15 protein-coding genes are annotated in these 19,555 nt (G+C 59.9%); 10 read left to right on the top strand and 5 right to left on the bottom strand.

Annotated elements, in window-relative coordinates:
* Positions 1 to 12 precede the first annotated feature (12 nt).
* The 10 genes from pilW (at position 13) to TX24_RS13705 (ending at position 9,810) form a co-directional block, all read left to right on the top strand.
* Positions 13 to 771, top strand: a complete 759-nt coding sequence (pilW, locus tag TX24_RS13750; protein WP_003194013.1) for a type IV pilus biogenesis/stability protein PilW — start codon at positions 13 to 15, stop codon at positions 769 to 771.
* Positions 771 to 1,766 (top strand): RodZ domain-containing protein, encoded by a 996-nt coding sequence (locus TX24_RS13745; protein ID WP_034133609.1) that lies wholly within the window; start codon positions 771 to 773, stop codon positions 1,764 to 1,766. Before pilW ends, TX24_RS13745 begins: the two co-directional genes overlap by 1 nt.
* 2 nt (positions 1,767 to 1,768) lie before the next feature.
* Entirely contained in the window at positions 1,769 to 2,878 is a 1,110-nt protein-coding gene (gene ispG, locus TX24_RS13740) for a flavodoxin-dependent (E)-4-hydroxy-3-methylbut-2-enyl-diphosphate synthase (protein WP_003175952.1), read from the top strand.
* A 23-nt stretch (positions 2,879 to 2,901) separates the two neighbouring features.
* Entirely contained in the window at positions 2,902 to 4,191 is a 1,290-nt protein-coding gene (gene hisS / locus TX24_RS13735) for a histidine--tRNA ligase (protein ID WP_003194011.1), read from the top strand.
* Positions 4,192 to 4,232: 41 nt separating this feature from the next.
* Positions 4,233 to 4,874, top strand: coding sequence for a YfgM family protein (locus tag TX24_RS13730; protein WP_003194010.1), 642 nt, complete (start codon positions 4,233 to 4,235; stop codon positions 4,872 to 4,874).
* Complete coding sequence (bamB, locus tag TX24_RS13725; protein WP_003194009.1) at positions 4,867 to 6,018, top strand: outer membrane protein assembly factor BamB; 1,152 nt, start codon at positions 4,867 to 4,869, stop codon at positions 6,016 to 6,018. The genes TX24_RS13730 and bamB overlap by 8 nt, the downstream gene beginning before the upstream one ends.
* Before the next feature lie 65 nt (positions 6,019 to 6,083).
* Positions 6,084 to 6,257: a hypothetical protein gene (locus TX24_RS32800; RefSeq protein WP_157255553.1), complete on the top strand. Its 174-nt coding sequence runs from the start codon at positions 6,084 to 6,086 to the stop codon at positions 6,255 to 6,257.
* A 21-nt stretch (positions 6,258 to 6,278) separates the two neighbouring features.
* Positions 6,279 to 7,748, top strand: coding sequence for a ribosome biogenesis GTPase Der (der, locus tag TX24_RS13715; RefSeq protein WP_003194008.1), 1,470 nt, complete (start codon positions 6,279 to 6,281; stop codon positions 7,746 to 7,748).
* A gap of 134 nt (positions 7,749 to 7,882) precedes the next feature.
* Positions 7,883 to 9,031, top strand: coding sequence for a pyridoxal phosphate-dependent aminotransferase (locus TX24_RS13710; RefSeq protein WP_057710516.1), 1,149 nt, complete (start codon positions 7,883 to 7,885; stop codon positions 9,029 to 9,031).
* Entirely contained in the window at positions 9,019 to 9,810 is a 792-nt protein-coding gene (locus TX24_RS13705) for an amidohydrolase (RefSeq protein ID WP_032897777.1), read from the top strand. Before TX24_RS13710 ends, TX24_RS13705 begins: the two co-directional genes overlap by 13 nt.
* A gap of 167 nt (positions 9,811 to 9,977) precedes the next feature.
* Here the strand turns inward: TX24_RS13705 and leuA are convergent, their stop codons facing one another.
* From leuA to TX24_RS13680, 5 genes are all read right to left on the bottom strand, one after another.
* A complete protein-coding gene (gene leuA, locus TX24_RS13700; protein ID WP_014719812.1) occupies positions 9,978 to 11,657 on the bottom strand; it encodes a 2-isopropylmalate synthase in 1,680 nt (559 codons plus the stop codon).
* A gap of 399 nt (positions 11,658 to 12,056) precedes the next feature.
* Positions 12,057 to 16,070 carry a membrane-targeted effector domain-containing toxin gene (locus TX24_RS13695; protein ID WP_208604733.1) on the bottom strand — a complete coding sequence of 1,338 codons (4,014 nt, stop codon included), beginning with the start codon at positions 16,068 to 16,070 and terminating at the stop codon, positions 12,057 to 12,059.
* A gap of 330 nt (positions 16,071 to 16,400) precedes the next feature.
* A complete protein-coding gene (locus TX24_RS13690) occupies positions 16,401 to 17,222 on the bottom strand; it encodes a M23 family metallopeptidase (protein WP_003194003.1) in 822 nt (273 codons plus the stop codon).
* A 3-nt stretch (positions 17,223 to 17,225) separates the two neighbouring features.
* Complete coding sequence (gene xseA, locus TX24_RS13685; protein WP_003194002.1) at positions 17,226 to 18,605, bottom strand: exodeoxyribonuclease VII large subunit; 1,380 nt, start codon at positions 18,603 to 18,605, stop codon at positions 17,226 to 17,228.
* A gap of 10 nt (positions 18,606 to 18,615) precedes the next feature.
* The gene (locus TX24_RS13680; protein ID WP_057710515.1) at positions 18,616 to 19,506 is read right to left on the bottom strand and encodes a LysR family transcriptional regulator; all 891 of its coding nucleotides are present in this window, start codon (positions 19,504 to 19,506) and stop codon (positions 18,616 to 18,618) included.
* Between the last annotated feature and the right edge of the window lie 49 nt (positions 19,507 to 19,555).

The following is a 19,555-nucleotide window of genomic DNA, read 5'->3' as shown; positions in this document are numbered from 1 at the left end:
GAGAGGATCTCTATGCCCTTGCGCCTTGCGCTGCTTTTACTGTTTACCGGCCTCGTGGCCGGTTGCGTTTCATCGGGCCATGACAGCCCGTTGCGCACTGATAAAGGCCGTGATGAGGCGCGAGTTGCCTATGTGCAACTGGGTTTGGGGTACCTGCGCCAAGGCATGAGCGAGCAGGCCAAGGTGCCGTTGAAAAAGGCCCTTGAGCTGGACGCCGATGATGCTGATGCCAATGCTGCGCTGGCCCTGGTGTTTCAGGCCCAGGCCGAGCCCGAGCTGGCCGACCGCTATTTTCACAAGGCCCTGGCCTCCCGTCCTGCCGACCCGCGGCTGCTGAACAACTACGGCAGTTTCCTGTTCGAGCAGCAACGGTATGACCTGGCGTCACGTTATTTCCAGCAAGCCGCCACCGATACTCTCTACCCGCAGCGTTCGCGGGTGTTCGAGAACCTCGGTGTAACCTCGATGCGCCTCGGCCAACGCGACAGCGCCCGCCAGCAACTGGAAAAAGCCCTGCATTTGAACAGTCACCAGCCACGGGCATTGCTCGAAATGGCTGAGTTGTCTTACGAAGACAGGCATTATGTGCCGGCACGTGACTATTACGAGCGTTTTAGCCTGCTCAGCGGGCAAAATGCACGTAGTCTATTGCTCGGTGTGCGCCTGGCGACGGTTCATGAAGAACACGACACGGCCGCACGTTTTGGCCAGCAACTCGAACGACTCTATCCCGGTACGCCGGAATATCAGCAATACCTGTCGGAGCAATGATGAAAGCCGCGCACCCGGAAGATGTAGCAGCTAATCGCGTCAACCCAGGCGAAACCTTGCGCCAGGCCCGCGAAAGCAATGGTTGGTCGCTGGCGGAAGTGGCCCTCAAGCTCAATTTGACCAGCACCTCCCTGGCCAATCTGGAAGCCGGCGCGTTCGACAAGCTGCCTGGGCACACCTTTGCCCGCGGCTATATCCGCGCCTATGCCAAATTGCTGGGTATCGACCAGGCCGTGCTGGTCCAGGAGTTCGACCAGTTCACCGGTACCGACGCCCAGGGCAGTAATGTCCATGGGTTGGGGCGTATCGAGGAGCCAACGCGGGTTTCCCACACGATTTTGCGAATTGTCAGCCTGTTGTTGCTGATTGCCGTGGTCGGCGGCGGTTTTGTCTGGTGGCAGGACCAGACCTCCCAGCGCAACAAAGACCTGACCAGCAATGCCATGGAACATGTCGAAGTCGAAAGCGCCGACGGCACTACCCAGATTCACCCGTTGGACGAGCCGGAAGACCAGGCCGTGGTAGAAGGGCAAGCCGCGCCGCAAGCGCCGGCCACTGCCGAGCAACCCGCGCCAGACGCTGGCACGGCCCCGGCTGTGACGGCTGCGGTGCCGGCTCCGGCGGTTCCAACCGCTCCGGCAGCACCCGTGGCCCAGGCTCCGGTGGTTCCGACACCTGCTCCTGCGACCCCTGCGCCAGCCGCACCCGCAGCGCCGGCGATGTCGCCTCCCACCACCCCTGCGTTGATCGCCGGTGATGGGCGCGTACAGATTACCTTCATCGCTGACTGCTGGACGCAGGTCACCGATGGCAACGGCAAAGTGCTGTTCAGCGGTTTGAAGCGTAAGGGAGATACGCTTGACCAGGGCGGCAAGCCTCCTTTGACGCTGCGTCTGGGCTTTGCCCGTGGCGCGCAAGTGGCCTACAACGGCCAGCCTGTAGACGTGGCGCCGTTCACCAGTGGCGAGACTGCTCGCCTCAAGTTGGGACAATAGTCATGCACGGCGAATCTCCAATCAAACGTCGCGTATCGCGCAAGATCTGGGTCGGCTCGGTGCCGGTGGGTGGCGATGCCCCCATCGCAGTGCAGAGCATGACCAACAGCGACACCAACGATGTGGCCGCCACCGTGGCCCAGATCAACCGTCTGGAAGCTGCCGGCGTGGACATCGTGCGGGTGTCCGTTCCGGACATGGACGCAGCCGAGGCCTTTGGTCGTATCAAGCAGTTGGTCAAGGTGCCACTGGTTGCCGATATTCACTTCGACTACAAGATCGCATTGCGCGTGGCCGAACTGGGTGTGGACTGCCTGCGTATCAACCCCGGCAACATCGGGCGTGAAGATCGCGTGCGTGCCGTGGTTGATGCTGCCCGGGATCGTGGTATTCCAATCCGCATCGGCGTCAACGCCGGCTCCCTGGAAAAAGACCTGCAAAAAAAATACGGCGAGCCCACGCCGGCAGCCCTTGTTGAGTCTGCACTGCGCCACGTTGAACACCTTGAACGCCTGAATTTCCAGGACTTCAAGGTCAGCGTAAAGGCTTCCGACGTGTTCATGGCCGTAGAAGCCTATCGCCTGCTGGCCAAGGAAATCGTGCAACCGTTGCACCTGGGTATCACTGAAGCGGGCGGTTTGCGCTCAGGCACGGTGAAATCTGCGGTGGGTCTCGGTATGCTGCTCGCCGAAGGGATTGGCGATACTATCCGCATCTCCCTGGCGGCAGACCCCGTAGAGGAAGTGAAGGTCGGCTACGACATTCTCAAATCCCTGCGTTTGCGTTCCCGTGGTATCAACTTCATCGCCTGCCCGAGTTGCTCGCGGCAGAACTTCGACGTGGTGAAAACCATGAACGACCTGGAGTTGCGCCTCGAAGACCTGCTGGTGCCGCTGGATGTCGCAGTGATCGGTTGTGTGGTCAACGGGCCGGGTGAGGCCAAAGAGGCCCACGTGGGCCTGACCGGTGGTACACCGAACCTGATTTACATCGACGGTAAGCCGTCGCAGAAGCTAACGAATGACAATCTGGTGGATGAGCTGGAAAAGCTGATCCGCGAGAAAGCGGCCGAGAAGGTCGCCGCTGACGCAGCGCTGATCGCTCGCGGCTGATTGACCGAATTTAAGGATCTGATGTGAGCAAGTCTCTGCAAGCCATTCGTGGCATGAACGACATCCTGCCGGAGCAGACGCCACTGTGGCGCTACTTCGAGAGCACGGTCGCGCGCCTGCTGGATAACTACGGTTACAAGCAGATCCGCATGCCGATCGTCGAGTTCACCGAACTGTTCAAGCGCTCCATCGGTGAAGTGACCGACATCGTCGAAAAAGAGATGTACACCTTTGAAGACCGCAACGGCGACTCCCTGACCCTGCGTCCGGAAGGCACTGCCGCGTGCGTGCGCGCCGTACTGGAACATGGCATCACCGGTGGTGGCCAGACCCAGAAGCTGTGGTACATCGGCCCGATGTTCCGCCACGAGCGCCCTCAGAAAGGCCGTTATCGCCAGTTCCACCAGATCGGTTGCGAAGTTTTCAACCTGGACGGCCCGGACATCGACGCCGAGCTGATCGTGCTGACCTGGCGCCTATGGGGCCAGTTGGGCATTCGTGATGCGGTCAAGCTTGAACTCAACAGCCTGGGCACCAGCGAGTCCCGTGGGCGCTACCGCGAAGCCCTGGTCGAGTACCTGTCCGCCCACCTGGACAAACTGGACGAAGACAGCCAACGCCGTCTGAAATCCAACCCGTTGCGCGTCCTGGATACCAAGAACGCCGACACCCAGGCCGTGCTGGTCGATGCGCCGAAAATGGCCGATTACCTGGACGACGAGTCCCGCGTGCACTTCGAGGGCCTCAAGGCTCGCCTGGATGCAGCCGGTATTCCCTACGTGATCAACCCCAAGCTGGTGCGTGGCCTCGACTACTACAGCAAGACCGTGTTCGAGTGGGTCACCGACAAGCTCGGCGCCCAGGGCACCGTGTGTGCCGGTGGTCGCTACGACGGCTTGGTCGAGCAAATGGGCGGCAAGCCGACCACGGGCGTAGGCTTTGCCATGGGCATTGAGCGGCTGATCCTGCTGCTGGAAACCCTGGAGCAGGTCCCGCAAGAGATTTCCCGCCAGGTGGACGTGTACCTGTGCGCCTTCGGCGAGGCTGCCGAATTGGCGGCCCTGGCCTTGAGCGAAAAAGTACGTGACCAACTGCCGAGCCTGCGCCTGCAGGTTAATGCCGGCGCTGGTAGCTTCAAGAGCCAGTTCAAGAAGGCCGACAAGAGCGGTGCGCTGTACGCACTGATCCTCGGCGATGACGAGCTGGCCCAGCAAGTGGTAGGTTTCAAACCCCTGCGTGGCCAGGGCGAACAACAGAACATTGCCTTTGATGCGCTCGCTGCGCACTTGGCCACCTGCGTCGTGCAGGGTTGAAGCTGTCGAACAGCCGAATTTAGCGATTAAGGAGTATTGGGGTGTCGAGTACTGATGATGAGCAACTGGCCGAGTTCAAGGACTGGTGGCAGCGTAACGGCAAGCCCCTGGTTACGGGCGGTCTGCTGGCTTTAGTGGTGGTGTTCGGCTGGCAAGCCTGGACCAAGTATCAGGCCAACCAGTCCCAAGGCGCCTCGATCGTTTATCAGCAATTGCTGGAAACTACCCTCACACCGGACGGCAAGCCTGATCCTGCGCAGGTTGCAGACCTGGCCGGCAAGCTGAAAAACGAATTCGGCGGTAGCACCTACGCCCAATACGGCAGCCTGTTCGTCGCGAAAGTCGCGGTCGACACCGGCAAGCTGGATGACGCGGCCACCGAGCTGAAGGCCATCGCCGACAAGCCGACCAACCCGACCCTGGGTGAAATCGCACGTCAGCGCCTGGCACAGGTATTGGCGGCACAGAACAAGGCTGACGAAGCACTCAAACTGCTCGACGGCGATGCTGACAAGGCATTCGTGGCCACTCGCGAAGAGCTCAAGGGCGACCTTTTGGTCCAATTGGGTCGTACCGACGAAGCCCATGCTGCGTACCAAAAAGCCAAGGCGGCGCTGTCTGATGAAGCGGCGGTCGGTGGCTTACAAATCAAGCTCGACGACTTGGCCAAAGGGGATGCGTGACGTGATCCGTTGGAAACATGCAGCATTGCTGGCTCTGGCCGTTTTGGCCGCGGGTTGCAGCAGCAACAGTAAAAAAGAACTGCCGCCTGCCGAGCTGACCAGCTTCAAGGAAGAAGTGGTCCTGCAAAAACAATGGAGCCAATCCATTGGTGATGGGCAGGGCGACCTCTATAACCTGTTGCAGCCGGCGATTGACGGCGACAACATCGTGGCCACTGATTCCACTGGCGTTGTAGTTGCCATGGATCGCATGAACGGCGACGTCAAGTGGAAGAAAGACCTCGAACTGCCGGTTTCCGGCGGTGTGGGCGTCGGCTACGGCATGGTGCTGATCGGTACGCTCAAGGGTGACGTGGTCGCGCTGGACTCCAGCACCGGTGAAGAGAAATGGCGCGCTCGCGTGACCAGTGAAGTGCTCTCGGCACCGGCGACCAACGGCGATATCGTCGTGGTGCAAACCCAGGACGACCGCGTGATCGGCCTGGATGCCTCCACCGGCGACCAACGCTGGTTGTACGACAGCACCCCTGCGGTGTTGACCCTGCGTGGTACCAGTGGTCCGATTGTGACCAACAACCTCGCGGTTGCAGGCCTGTCGACCGGTAAAGTGGTTGCCCTCAATACCCAGAACGGCGTGCCGGCCTGGGAAACCCGTGTGGCTATCCCACAAGGTCGTTCCGAACTGGATCGCGTTGTGGACATCGACGGCGGCTTGCTGCTGTCGGGTGAAACGATCTACGTCGCCACCTACCAGGGCCGTGTTGCCGCGCTGGACCTGCAAAGCGGCCGCATCAACTGGCAGCGTGATGCTTCCAGTTATGCGGGTGTCGCCCAAGGGTTTGGCAGCGTCTATGTGAGCCTGGCATCCGGCACCGTTGAAAGTGTCGATGAGCGTTCCACCACTGCACTGTGGAGCAATGACTCCCTGGCTCGCCGTCAACTGTCGGCACCGGAAGTTTTCTCCAGCTACGTGGCGGTGGGTGACTTCGAAGGCTACCTGCACCTGCTGAGCCAGGTGGACGGTCGTTTTGTCGGTCGCCAGCGTATCGACAGCGACGGCCTGCGTGCGCGTCCGCTGGTGGTGGGTAACATGCTTTATGTGTATGGCAACGGCGGCAAGCTGGAAGCCCTGACCATCAAGTAAAGGTTTGACTATGCTTGGGGTAACCCCCAGGCGGCCCTGCTTCAATGCTCTGTGTAGGAGCGAGCTTGCTCGCGAAGGACGTCAACGATAACGCGGGTTTTCTGGATAAACGCGGCGTTCTCGGTTTTTTCGCGAGCAAGCTCGCTCCTACACTAGTAGTGCCAGAGCAGGGCATGTGGCATTTCAAATGCCGCCCCGAGCACCAGCCGCTGCCCTGCAGCGGCTTTTGTATTTTCTGAAATAACGAAGTGGAGAGCCGCATGGTTCCCGTAATCGCCCTGGTGGGCCGACCTAACGTCGGCAAGTCCACCTTGTTCAACCGCCTGACCAGGACTCGTGACGCCATTGTCGGCGACTTGTCCGGTCTGACCCGTGATCGCCAATACGGTGAGGCAAAGTGGCAAGGGCGCTCCTACATTATTGTCGACACCGGTGGTATCTCCGGTGACGAGCATGGCATGGACGAAAAGATGGCCGAGCAGTCGCTGCTCGCTATCGAAGAAGCCGATGTGGTGCTGTTTCTGGTGGACGCCCGCGCGGGCTACACCGCTGCCGACCAGATGATTGGCGAGCACCTGCGCAAGCGCAACAAGCGTTCCTATCTGGTCGCCAACAAGATCGATAACATCGATCCTGAGGCGGCCCGTGCCGAATTCAGCCCGATGGGCCTGGGTGACGCGATCCCGGTCGCCGGTGCTCACGGTCGCGGTATCACCCAGATGCTGGAAATCGCCCTGCGCGACTTCCCCAAGGATGATGTCGAGGAAGAAGAAGGCGAAGAAGAGATCGTTGCTGAAGGCGAGGAAGCCAAGCGCATTCCTGGCCCGAGCGAAAAAGACGGTATCAAGATCGCTATCATCGGCCGCCCGAACGTCGGCAAGTCGACCCTGGTCAACCGTATGCTCGGTGAAGACCGCGTTATCGTCTACGACCAGCCCGGTACTACCCGCGACAGCATCTACATCCCGTTCGAACGCAACGAGGAAAAGTACACGCTGATCGACACGGCCGGTGTGCGCAAGCGCGGCAAGATCCACGAAGAAGTTGAAAAGTTCTCCGTGGTCAAAACCCTGCAAGCCATCAAAGACGCCAACGTGGTGATCTTCGTGATGGACGCCCGCGAAGGCGTGGTAGACCACGACCTCAACTTGCTGGGCTTTGCCCTGGAAGCCGGTCGCGCCCTGGTGATCGCGATCAACAAGTGGGACGGCATGACGCCGAGCGAGCGTGATTTCGTCAAGATCGAGCTGCAACGTCGCTTGTTCTTCGTCGAGTTCGCCGATATCCACTTTATCTCGGCACTGCACGGCACTGGCGTGGGCAACCTGTACGCGTCCGTCCAGAACTCGTTCAAGTCTGCGGTCACCCGCTGGCCGACCAACCGCCTCACCCAGATCCTGGAAGACGCGGTGGGCGAGCACGCACCGCCGATGGTCAACAACCGCCGGATCAAACTGCGTTACGCCCACTTGGGTGGTGCCAACCCGCCGATTATCGTGATCCACGGTAACCAGATCGAGAAGGTGCCCAAGTCGTATGTGCGTTACCTGGAAAACACCTACCGCCGTGTCTTGAAGCTGGTCGGTACGCCGATCCGTATCGAGTTCAAGGGTGGCGATAACCCATACGAAGGCAACAAGAACACACTGACCGACCGTCAGGTGAACAAGAAGCGTCGTTTGATGACTCACCACAAGAAGGCCGACAAGAAGCGCCGTGACAAGAAATAACGGCAGCTTTGAGTGGTAAGCAACACGCTGCAAAAAAGGGCTCCTTTGGAGCCCTTTTTTGTGCGCGACCGTTTGTGCCTTGACCCGATGCAATAGGCAGCTTAAAACTTGGGGCTCACCTGCAGGGGCTTTTGATGATCACCAGTAAGCTGCCAAACGTCAGCACGACCATTTTCACCACCATGTCACAACTCGCCGCTGAAACTGGCGCGCTCAACCTGTCCCAAGGTTTCCCGGATTTCAATGGCCCGCAAGGTTTGCTCGACGCAGTGGGCAAGCATATCGCTCTGGGTCACAACCAATACGCGCCCATGACCGGCTTGCCCATGTTGCGTCAGCAGGTGGCCGCCAAGATTGCTCGCAGTTATGGCGCCACAGTCAATGCCGACAGCGAGGTGACCATCACCCCTGGTGCCACGGAGGCGATCTTCTGCGCGATTCAGGCGGTGATTCATCATGGCGATGAAGTCATCGTGTTCGACCCCAGCTACGACAGCTATGAGCCCTCGGTGGAGCTGGCCGGTGGTCGTTGCGTGCACGTGCAACTGAGCCTGGACGGTTTTGCCCTGGACTTCGAGAAGATCAAGGCGGCGCTGTCACCGCGCACCCGCATGATCATCATCAACTCGCCACATAACCCCACCGGCGCACTGATCAGCCGCGCCGAGCTGGACCAGTTGGCCGAACTGATCCGCGACCGTGATATTTATCTGGTCAGCGATGAGGTCTACGAGCACCTCGTATTCGACGGTGTACCCCACGTCAGCGTATTGGCCCATCAGGAACTGTATCAGCGCGCCTTTGTGGTCAGCTCCTTCGGCAAGACCTATCACGTGACCGGCTGGAAAACCGGTTACGTGGTCGCGCCGCCGGCCCTGACGGCCGAACTGCGCAAGGTGCATCAATATGTCAACTTCTGCGGCGTGACCCCTTTGCAGTACGCTTTGGCGGACTTCATGGCCGAACACCCGGAACATGTCGAAGAGCTGCCGGCCTTCTATCAGGCCAAGCGGGACCTGTTCTGCGACCTGCTGGCGCCATCGCGCTTGAGCTTTACCCGGGTGACCGGCACTTACTTCCAACTGGTGGATTACTCGCAGATTCGCCCAGACCTGGATGACGTGGCCATGTCCCTGTGGATGACCCGCGAACATGGCGTGGCGACCATTCCGGTTTCGGTGTTCTACCAGCACCCACCCCAAGGCCAGCGCCTGGTGCGCCTGTGCTTTGCCAAACGCGAGGAGACGCTGCGACATGCGGCGCAAAAACTATGCGTGATCTGAGTACATTGCCCAATCTGAACATTGCCCTGGTGCAGACGAGCCTAGCCTGGCATGACCGCCAGGCCAATTTCGAACACTTCGAGTTGCTGCTGGAGCAGGCCAAAGGCGCCGACTTGATCGTGCTGCCAGAGATGTTCACCACAGGGTTTTCCATGGAATCAGCAGCCCTCGCCGAGCCGGAAAACGGCCCCACCCATCATTGGCTCCAGGCCCAAGCGGCAAAGTACCAGGCCGTGATTACCGGCAGTGTGATCATCCAGGCCGCCGATGGCAGCCACCGCAACCGCTTGCTGTGGGCGCGGCCGGATGGCGAGGTGTTGCATTACGACAAGCGCCACCTGTTCCGCATGGCCGGTGAACATGACCATTACACCCCAGGCGAGCGCCAGGTGCAGTTCGAATTGAAGGGTTGGCGCATTCGTCCGCTGATCTGCTATGACCTGCGCTTCCCGGTGTGGAGCCGCGATGCCCAGGATACGGACCTGCTGCTGTACACCGCCAACTGGCCAGGTGCGCGGCGTCAGCATTGGAATCGGCTGTTGCCGGCGCGGGCGATTGAGAACCTGTGTTACGTGGCGGCGGTGAATCGGGTCGGCACGGACGGTAAGGGCTTTGCCTACACCGGCGATAGCCAGGTGCTGGATTTTCAGGGGGAGACGTTGCTGAGTGCGGGTGAGGCGGATGGGGTGTTCCAGGTGATCCTGGATGCGGCGGAGCTGGCGGCTTACCGTACGCGGTTCCCGGCGAACCTGGATGCCGATAGCTTTCAGTTTGTCTAAGGCTCTGAGATTGTTCCCACGCTCTGCGTGGGAACGCCTCTTGGGACGCTCTGCGTACCGCTTCTAAGGGCGGACGCAGAGCGTCCAGGGCTGCATTCCCACGCAGAGCGTGGGAACGATCAGGCCCCTGGATTCTCACCCAGGGGCCTTTTGCATTACGGCAATGCTTACGCGGCTTTGGCTTCCAACTGGCTCAACGAACGGTTCAACGCACTGAACAGCGCCTTGAAGCTGGCGGTAGTAATGTTTTCATCGATCCCCACACCATGCACCGGGCGTTCGCCGTTCACGCGCAGTTCAATGTAAGCCGCCGCCTTGGCATTGGTACCCGCACCAATCGCGTGCTCGTTGTAGTCCATGATCTCCACGCCAATCGGCAGGCCCGCTACCAGCGCTTCCAACGCACCGTTGCCTTTGCCCTTCCAATGCAGGTTGGTTTCGCCCTGGCCTTTGCCGGAAACTTCCACCTCGACAAAGCTGTTGCCATTCTCTTCCTGCAGGCGGTGGCTGACCAACGCGTACGGCGTGTTGGCTTGCAGGTATTCACGCTGCAGCAAGGCGTAGATCTGTGGTGCGGTCATCTCCAGGCCCACGCGGTCGGTTTCGGCCTGTACCACCTGGCTGAACTCGATCTGCATGCGACGCGGCAAGCTGATGTCGTATTCCTGCTCCAGCAGGTAGGCGATACCGCCTTTACCCGACTGGCTGTTCACACGGATCACTGCCTCGTAGCTGCGGCCAATATCGGCCGGGTCGATCGGCAAGTACGGCACTTCCCACAAGGCATCGTCTTTCTGCTGGGAGAAGCCTTTACGGATCGCGTCCTGGTGCGAGCCGGAGAACGCGGTGTGTACCAAGTCGCCGACGTATGGGTGACGTGGGTGCACCTGGATCTGGTTACATTCCTCGACCACTTTGCGTACGCCGTCGATGTCGGAGAAGTCCAACTGCGGGTCCAGGCCCTGGGTGTACATGTTCAGCGCCACGGTGACCAGATCGACGTTACCGGTGCGCTCGCCGTTGCCAAACAGGCAGCCTTCAACACGGTCGGCACCGGCCATCAGGCCCAGCTCGGTGGCCGCCACGCCAGTGCCACGGTCGTTGTGGGTGTGCAGGCTGATAATCACGCTGTCGCGACGGTTGATATGGCGACCGAACCACTCGATCTGGTCGGCATAGATATTCGGCGTGGCGCATTCAACCGTGGCGGGCAGGTTGAGGATCATCTTGTGCTCAGGCGTGGGGTTCCACACCTCGATCACTGCGTCACAGACTTCCTTGGCGAATTCCAGCTCAGTGGCGCTGAACGTCTCTGGGGAGTATTCGAACGTCCACTGGGTTTCCGGCTGCTGGGCAGCGTACTTGACGAACAGCTTGGCCGCGTTGACCGCGATGGCCTTGATGCCGTCCTTGTCCTGGTTGAACACGATGCGGCGGAACGACGGCGAGGTGGCATTGTACAAGTGCACAATGGCTTTCTTGGCGCCGCGCAGGGATTCGAAGGTGCGTGCGATCAAATCTTCACGGCCCTGGGTCAGCACCTGGATGGTGGTGTCCTCGGGGATGTGGTTGTCTTCGATCAGGGTACGCACGAAGTCGAAGTCGGTTTGCGAAGCAGCCGGGAACGAGGCTTCGATTTCCTTCACGCCAACGGCCACCAGGGTCTTCCAGAAGCGCAGCTTTTTCACCGCGTCCATCGGCTCGATCAGCGACTGGTTGCCATCACGCAGGTCGGAGCTGCACCAGATAGGCGCTTGGGTGATGGTCTTCGACGGCCAGGTACGGTCCGGGATGTCGATGGTCGGGAACGCGCGGTATTTCGAAGACGGGTCTTTGAGCATGCTCATCGGGAAATCCTTGGTTGTAGGGGCCGAGAAAAGGCGGCCTGCCGTAGAACTGTTATTGGGGATAAAACTTGAGGACGAGGCAGATCGATTCAGCCTGGCAGTCGTGCGCTGACTAGGCACAGGCTGCGGTGCTGGCGGAGCTGAATGAGGGTGTGAGAGGTTTTCATAAGCCCAACCCTAACCGTGGCCAAGTGAGATGGCAAGGTGGCCAGGAAAAATTGATAGATTTTCTGTGTAAAACAAGCTTTATAGATATTTATTGCTAATAATATCTTATGTTCTTCACATTGTTGCGCTGCTGTAGGTGGTGGCGCAATTTTGGTCATGAGGTTTTCACGTGTCCCAGCATGCGACAGTGAGAGGCTCACCATCGCGCAAACAACGCACGACGGTGATTGCTCAAGTGACTTTATGGAAGATCTGATAATCCCCTACCGTGAGGCTATTCGTGACGTTAGCCCCGGGATCTCTCGGGATTGATGGGCCGCTGATGGCAACACTTTTGTTGAATGTTGTGTCGGGGTACACGCCTATGCCCACCCCTCCATTGAGTTCCGCCAGACCTGGAACGTTTCGGGCCGTGTTCATATGGGCCCGGCCTACCAAGGCGAGTACTTTTTCGCCCGGCTTGCGTGTTTCCAAGATACGGCTCGCGAAGTAATTGAATTCTTGCAGGCGAGTAATACCTTCGTCGTTGTCCCCAACGTACTTATAGAAATCGGGCATATCCGATCGGCGGGTCAAGTAGTGGTGCTCGAGGGATTTGACGGTGATTCCATTGTCATTGGCAAGTTGAACCAGTTCCGAGAGCGTGGGAGACGCGCCTTGAGGACGGTGGGCCCCCATGCCCACATCCATGAGCTGGCCCGCGGCATTGGTTTCGACATTCTCAAGATAAAGTGTGGTAACCCCAGACTCTTTGAGGGCCTGCATATTCTCTTTGAGCATCTGGAAACTGGCGATTTCGTTATGGCGCTCGCCCAGTACCACCACATCAGTGATTTCGTAGGCCTTACGCAACAGGTCGGCCGGCGAGGTGCCGGGTGCGAGCTCCAGCCGGGGCGGGCGCGGCGGCATCTGGCCTTGAGTGAGCATGTTCTTGTAGAAGTTATACAAATCCCGCCTGAACCAATACCTGGCCACAGGCAAGGTTTTAGCGGTGAAGTCGGCTTCGACCAGCCGCCCTCTGTTGAGGCTGAAATACTCGGCGTCTGGTAACGCTGGTCGGGCAGGGGCCCCGGCGCCTGTCGTCGAAGTTCCCGGTGTCGGCGTGGGGGCTCCACCGGGCAGTTGATTCAGGCGCCATTCACCGTTGCCCGCATGTTGTACAGAGGCGACGATCCTGCTGCTTTTGGGCGCAGTTGATGGGACGTTCGGGTCGATGATATTGACCCAGCCACTGCGAGCGTGAAAGGCTGAATCGATCTGATAAACCCTCCTCACGCGGGTACTGTCGGTAAATCGGATGAACCACTCGTCGCCAACGTTATAGGTACCGTCACTCCTGAGCGTCCGACCGTTGATCATGTCGCCAGGCCTGGCGTACGCACTCAAGTCGCGCTCTGGAATGACGGCGTCGTTGGGCGTGCGTGAGCCGGCAATAGTGTTGCCGGTGCTGGCGAAGGGGCGCGCCGGCACTGGGCTGACGGGCGCAGGCAGTGCTCTTGGCCCAGGGCGCGGGGTAATCGCGCCTGTGGCCGTCGACGATTTGAATACCGGGCGCATGGGGGCCGCGCGAACATTGGAGATACCCGACGCAGACAGAGTGAAATCACTGTAGATCGCCCGTCCCAGGCCGGGTCTTTTGATCAGGTGTGGCAACACTCTGCTGTTGGCACGCAGTGCGCTGATGCCGGCTTTGCCCAGACGAAAACCCGCAGACACGCCCTTGCCAGCCACGGGTATCAGGTCAGTAAAGATCAATGCCACTTCAATGCCGAACTCGATTTTGTTCTTGAGCGATTGCCGTGCGACCTGCGCACTGCTTACGGACTGGTGATCCGCTCGGTCGATCGCCATCTGTACGTGTTGCTTGTACAGATGGTCTTGGAAATCACCTTTTATGGGCTCAAGGCGAGTGGCGCCTCCCAGCAGCTTGACCGACGAAACCACCAGTTCGGGGGACATCAATTTCGTTGGGTTGTACGCAACTTCTTTAAGCGCTCCCTTGAACTGATCGATCTCATCTTTACTGACCGGTGATTTTCTTTGCGCGATATAGGTTGCCCACTCTTTTTTCTCCAGGAGGGTGTTGAGGGCCGTGTGATCCGCCACTTCGCGATAAGTAATGCCGTCGGGAGCCTTGGGGGTGTACAGCACCAGTGATGGATCTGTCTGGTTGCCGATCACCATTACGCCCTGCACCGCTAGCCCCCTGTGGAGCAGGCTGTTGGCGACGATGGTTTTCCCATCGACTTGAGGGCGGGTGGCCGGGTCGGGGTGAGTCAGTACCGCATCCGCCCACTGCGCCGCGCGTTTATGGATGTTGTCGCTGGCCAGTTCCGTATAGGCGTCGGGGCTGAGTTCTGCCAGAAACGCCTCTTTGTCCATCGCGTCTGCCAGATGAGCTTTCCACGCTGTGCGCAAGTGCACAGCGTTCCCCGATTGGGCATCTGGGGCCATTTCCTGTTTGAGCAGTTTGGTGTATTCGCCCCCGACATCGGTGGTATTGACCAGTGCCTTGAGATCGTCGGTATCCAGGGTAACCGGCTTGCCGCTCAGGTCTCGCACAGGCTTGCCGTGCTTGTCGCGCAGAGGCAAGGTCATTTTCTCATCGGTGTATACACCTCTTTCGACGGCAGGGAAGCCACTGGGATTCTTCAGCGCCAAGTCGGTCAGGGACACCGCGTCTTGTTTCGAATAGAGGGGTTGGCCAGTCCCTCTCCCACCGTGGATGGCGGTGCGGGTGTGGACCTGCACCATGAGTTGATCCGCATCGATTTCTGCTGCCGGGTATCGCTGTTTGATGGCTGCATTCAGGCGATCACGGGCGAAGGTGTTCAGCGCCGGGATTTTTTCAAGCAGGGGCGTCAGCGCATCCAGGCTCTGTTCCTGCGCCTTTTCCAAGTGCAAAAACAAGGCTTCTTGAAAGGGGCTTAGATTCTTCAACCATTCGGGTTGGAGTTTGTCGGTCAGTTTGTCGTCCCGGGCCAGCATGGCGTTGGTGCCATCGATGAGGTACGACCAATCGGCCGCATTATCGATACCTTCCAATGTGGCACTGTCGAGAAGAGGGTTGACGGTTTTGCCTGGCGCCAATGCTGTGCTCAGGTGGGTATTAATGTCTGCCCGCTGGCGTTTGAGCATCCAGGGGATGGATTGCGCCAACACATCCCCGGCCGATGGCTCGACACTGGACATCAGATCTTTTCCGGTAATAGGATCGGGCCGGTTTTGCAGAGCCGGGGGCAGGCCTTGCAGGAGCAACTTGGCCTCGACACCGCCCTGGTCCAGGCGGCTGGCCAAAGCCTGGCGCGCCTGGGCCGGGGTTGCGAATTCCTCGAAACCTTCGCTGGGCGTGTACATCACGACGGGGCCATTGTCATCGTTGAGCGCAAGTGCGCGCCCATTCGGCCAGGTGGGCGGCGTAGCATATGAGCCGTCTTTTCGGGTGATGAGAAAGGCCCCTGGCAGCATCGCGCCATGTTCCGTTTGGTCATCCACAGTGACGGGGTACACCCCAAAGCGATCACCGTCGGTGAAGCGTTTTTCTCGGTCTTGCAGGGTGGGGTAGCGCAATGCGGAGTCGATCAGGTCTTTGCCGGTCGCGCTCAGGGTGCCATCGCTCAGGCGCAGTGAGGCGAGGATCGACAGCTGTTTTTTGTGCAGGAACAACAGTTGCTCTTGCGGCGGCATCTGGAGAGTCGGCTGATTTTCCACCGGCCGTGGTGTGCTCCAGTATTCTTCAAGCGCCTGCGGGTATTGCGTGGTAATGCTGCGAGCAATGGATTGCAGTGTGCTTTCGGTAAAGACCGGTACCGCCAGGTCGGCAATGGTTCGTCGATGAGTGAATTGAGTGCTTATGCCCCGCTCCGGGCGCATCAACGCATTCGGGTTGGCCTGGATGTCGCGGATCATCCTGGCCAGCGCAGTCATCAGGGGTTCTGAAGAGGCCAGTGATTCGCGTCCATCGCCCACGCGGTAGCGATTGAAACTGAGCATGTCGGTATCCAGCGGCCTGATCGCGGGGAACGCCTCCTCAAGTTGCGCCTGCACAAAGGCCTTGAAGCCGGGTTGCTGGCTGTGCAGGCGTTGCATGTCTTCAGTCAGCATCGCGTGTTCAGTGGTGAACTGTATTTCATTGCTGGGTTTGAAATGCTTCACCAACTGTTGGTATCGCATTTTCGCCGGGGTTATACCTGACGAGGCGGGAGTAGGCGGGTGATCGGGGGCGTAATTGGCGGCGGCTGGCAAGGGGACTGATGCAGGTTGTTGCAGAGTTGCGGGTGGTGTAGGCGGGCTGGTCGGGGGGGTACCGGGTGAGGCGTGAGATGAGGTCAAGAGGTTTTGCGAATGTCGCTCTGACAGTGCTGGGGTAAGGGACATGGAAAGAGTCTCATGGGAATTGGATCTCCAATGCTCAGGTCCTGCTCATTACGTCCGTGTAAATCGCTGGTTGAGTGAGTCTCGGGTGTCGGATGGTTCATCGCAAAAGTGTAAGAAGATCACAGTGCATTGCAGCGAACCTGCGGCAGATCAGGCGTCAGCGCAGGAAATCACTGACGCCCCTCACGGCCACGGTATTCAGGGTTGAAACGCGCCGATAAAAATCGCCGGATCTACCCGTGCATCGTTCAGGCTGACGTTCCAGTGCATATGCGGCCCAGTGGCCCGGCCTGTCGAGCCTACTTTGCCGACTACCGCACCGCGCACCAGTTGCTGACCCACCCTCACATCGATCTTCGACATATGGCAGAACATGCTGATAAACCCCTGGCCATGGTCGACAAACACGGTATTGCCGTTGAAGAAGTAATTGCCGACCAGAATCACCTTGCCATTGGCGGGTGTCTTGATCGGTGTGCCGGCCGGTACGGCGAAGTCCAGGCCCGAGTGCGGGTTGCGCTCTTCGCCGTTGAAGAAGCGTCGCACCCCGAACTTGCTCGACAGCGGCCCGTTCACCGGTTTATCCAGCACCAGATTGCTCGGCAAATTCGGGCTGAAGCTGCGGTAAGCCTTGAGCTGCACTGCCAATTCGCCTTCGATGCGCTTGAGCTGGGCCGGGTCGGGGTTGACCTGGCTTTTGTTCTTCAAGGTGATGCGTTGTTCCGGATACTTCTTGTAGCCGACGATAAACGGCAGGTTGCGCCCCCCGCTGCTGATGCGCTCGTTGCCAGGCTTGACCGTCAACGGGATGCCGACAATCGCCAGCCAGTTGTCCTGCTCCTTGACCACCAGCACCGGCTTGCCCTGGTAGGTGGCTTTCGGCGCTGTGGCCGAAGGGCCTAGTTCGACGACGGCCACGCCGCCAGGCACGGGTTTGTTCAGGGTTCGCGTGATGTAGCTGTCGGCGTGGGCGTTAAACGTGAGGCACAACAGCATCAACAGGCTCAGTAGGCGTGGCATCGATCAATCCAATAATGAAAGGGTGACGGGTGTCAGGTGGTTGTCTTCCACCCGCACTTGCAATTGGCCTTCACCCAGGCGCGCGGTGAGGCGCTGGCCGGTGTGGGTTTGTGCGGCGTTGCGAATCGCCTGGCCGCGCTCGTCCAACAGGATGCTGTAGCCACGGCCCAGGGTCGCCAGCGGGCTGACCACCTGCAACGTCTGCACCTGGCTCTGCAGTTGCAGGCGCCGCGCCTTGAGACCTTCGCGCATGGCGCGGGGCAGGCGTTCGGCGAGGCTGTCCAGGCGCTGGCGCAAGAGGGCCAGTTGACGGCCAGGATGCTGGCCGGCGAGGCGGGTTTCCAGGCGGATCAAGCGCTCGCGACGGGTATTGAGGCTGCGCTCAAACGCACGGCGCAAGCGCATGTCCAGGTCATCCAGGCGCTGGGCCTGTTGGCGCAAGCGCTCACCAGGGTGACGCAAGCGGCGGGCCATGCCTTCCAGGCGCAGGCGGCTGTGGCTCAGGCGGTTGCGCATCAGCATCACCAGGCGGCGCTGCAAATTTTCTACTTGGCGCACCAGATGGCTGGCGTCTGGGGCCAGCAACTCGGCGGCGGCGGAGGGGGTAGGGGCGCGCACGTCCGCCACGAAGTCACTGATGGATACATCGGTTTCATGGCCGACGGCACTGACGATGGGGGTAACACAGGCATCAATTGCGCGAGCCACCGCCTCTTCGTTGAAACACCAGAGGTCTTCCAGGGAGCCACCGCCACGGGCCAGGATCAGCGCGTCGAAACCGCGTGCGTCGGCGAGTTTCAGCGCCCGCACAATCTGCGCGATTGCTTCGCGGCCTTGCACGGCGGTAGGGATCAGGGTCAGTTCAACGTTCGGCGCACGGCGGCGGAACACGCTGATGATGTCGCGAATCACCGCGCCGGTGGGTGAGCTGATAATGCCGATGCGCCGAGGATGCACCGGCAGCGCCACTTTGCGTTCGGCACTGAACAGGCCTTCGGCGCTGAGCTTTTCCTTCAGTGCATCAAAGGCCAGGCGCAGCGCACCATCACCGGCCGGCTCCACGGTATCGAGGATCAGTTGGTAATCGCCACGGCCCTCGAACAACGAGACCTTGCCGCGCACCTTCACCGCCAGGCCGTCCTTCAACGCCTGGCGTACCCGCGCCGCGTTATTGCGAAACAGCGCGCAACGCACCTGGGCGCCACTGTCCTTGAGCGTGAAGTACACATGGCCGGAGGCCGGGCGGGCGAGGTTGGAGATCTCGCCTTCCACCCAGATATTGGTGAACACGTCTTCCAGCAACACCCGCGCACGGCCGTTGAGTTGGCTGACAGTCAGGACTTCGCGGTCCAGGCCCAAGCGGGCAAAAGGATCTTTAATCATGGGCGGCAGTTTATAGGCATTCGTGCAGGGTTTGACAGAATTGCTCCACCAGCGCGTTTGGCGCTTGCGCGCAGGCCAGCGCTACGGTGCTGTGGCAGTCCGGGTCGGCCAAGGGCAAAAAATGCACGTTGGGCGGGGCGATGTCCTGCATGGATTTTGGTAACAAGGCAATGCCAAAACCGGCCTGGATCAATTGCAACTGCGTGGTCTTGCGCGACATCACCCGCGCTGCCTTGGGGAAAAAACCTGCACGCATGCACAATTCGGCCGACAGATAACTCAGCCCGCCGCGCTGAGGATGGGGGATCGAGATAAACGCTTGGTCCTTGAGTTGCGCCAACTCCACCGCTGCGTCGCTGCGTGCCAACGGGTGACCTGTCGGCACCGCCAGCGCCAACGGCTCGGTGTACAACGGCACCACGCGCACGCCTTCGCGCTGGCGCAACACCGGCAACCGCAGCAGGCCGACGTCCAGTCGCCCCTCGGCGATTTCCTCCAGTTGGGCTTCGGAGGAGAGCTTGACGATATCCATCGACACACCCGGACAGCGCTCCAGCCACGTGCTGATGCCTTGCAGTAACGCGCCGCTCATCGGCACGGTACTCGAGTGGCTCAGGCGCAGAGTGCCGAGTTGGCCCTGGCCCACTTGCGTCGCCAGGTCGCTGGCCTTGAGCAACTCACTCAGCAGGTTGCGCGCCCGTGGGTAGAAGGCTTCGCCGGCGGCCGTCAGCCGTGGCTGGCGTGCAGTGCGTTCGAACAGCGGGGTTTGCAGTTGTGATTCCAGCTCCTTGATCTGCCGGCTCAACGCCGATTGCGCCACGAACAGGCGTTCGGCCGCGGCACTGAAGCTACCGCTCTCGGTGATTTCGACGAAATAACGCAGTTGGCGAGTGGAGATCAAAAGTCATGCCTTTTTGAGATGGGTAGCGAGCTTTGAAGATATTAGTCGC

The sequence above is a fragment of the Pseudomonas lactis genome, from assembly GCF_001439845.1.
Lineage (GTDB): Bacteria > Pseudomonadota > Gammaproteobacteria > Pseudomonadales > Pseudomonadaceae > Aquipseudomonas > Aquipseudomonas lactis.
This window is presented reverse-complemented; position numbering and strand designations above follow the sequence as displayed.

Excerpts from the sequence above, each read along its gene's own strand:
- pilW (WP_003194013.1), top strand. The coding sequence starts at position 13 with ATGCCCTTGCGCCTTGCGCTGCTTTTACTGTTTACCGGCCTCGTGGCC.
- TX24_RS13745 (WP_034133609.1), top strand. The coding sequence starts at position 771 with ATGAAAGCCGCGCACCCGGAAGATGTAGCAGCTAATCGCGTCAACCCA.
- ispG (WP_003175952.1), top strand. The coding sequence starts at position 1,769 with ATGCACGGCGAATCTCCAATCAAACGTCGCGTATCGCGCAAGATCTGG.
- bamB (WP_003194009.1), top strand. The coding sequence starts at position 4,867 with ATGCGTGACGTGATCCGTTGGAAACATGCAGCATTGCTGGCTCTGGCC.
- der (WP_003194008.1), top strand. The coding sequence starts at position 6,279 with ATGGTTCCCGTAATCGCCCTGGTGGGCCGACCTAACGTCGGCAAGTCC.
- TX24_RS13710 (WP_057710516.1), top strand. The coding sequence starts at position 7,883 with ATGATCACCAGTAAGCTGCCAAACGTCAGCACGACCATTTTCACCACC.
- TX24_RS13705 (WP_032897777.1), top strand. The coding sequence starts at position 9,019 with ATGCGTGATCTGAGTACATTGCCCAATCTGAACATTGCCCTGGTGCAG.
- leuA (WP_014719812.1), bottom strand. The coding sequence starts at position 11,657 with ATGAGCATGCTCAAAGACCCGTCTTCGAAATACCGCGCGTTCCCGACC.
- TX24_RS13690 (WP_003194003.1), bottom strand. The coding sequence starts at position 17,222 with ATGCCACGCCTACTGAGCCTGTTGATGCTGTTGTGCCTCACGTTTAAC.
- xseA (WP_003194002.1), bottom strand. The coding sequence starts at position 18,605 with ATGATTAAAGATCCTTTTGCCCGCTTGGGCCTGGACCGCGAAGTCCTG.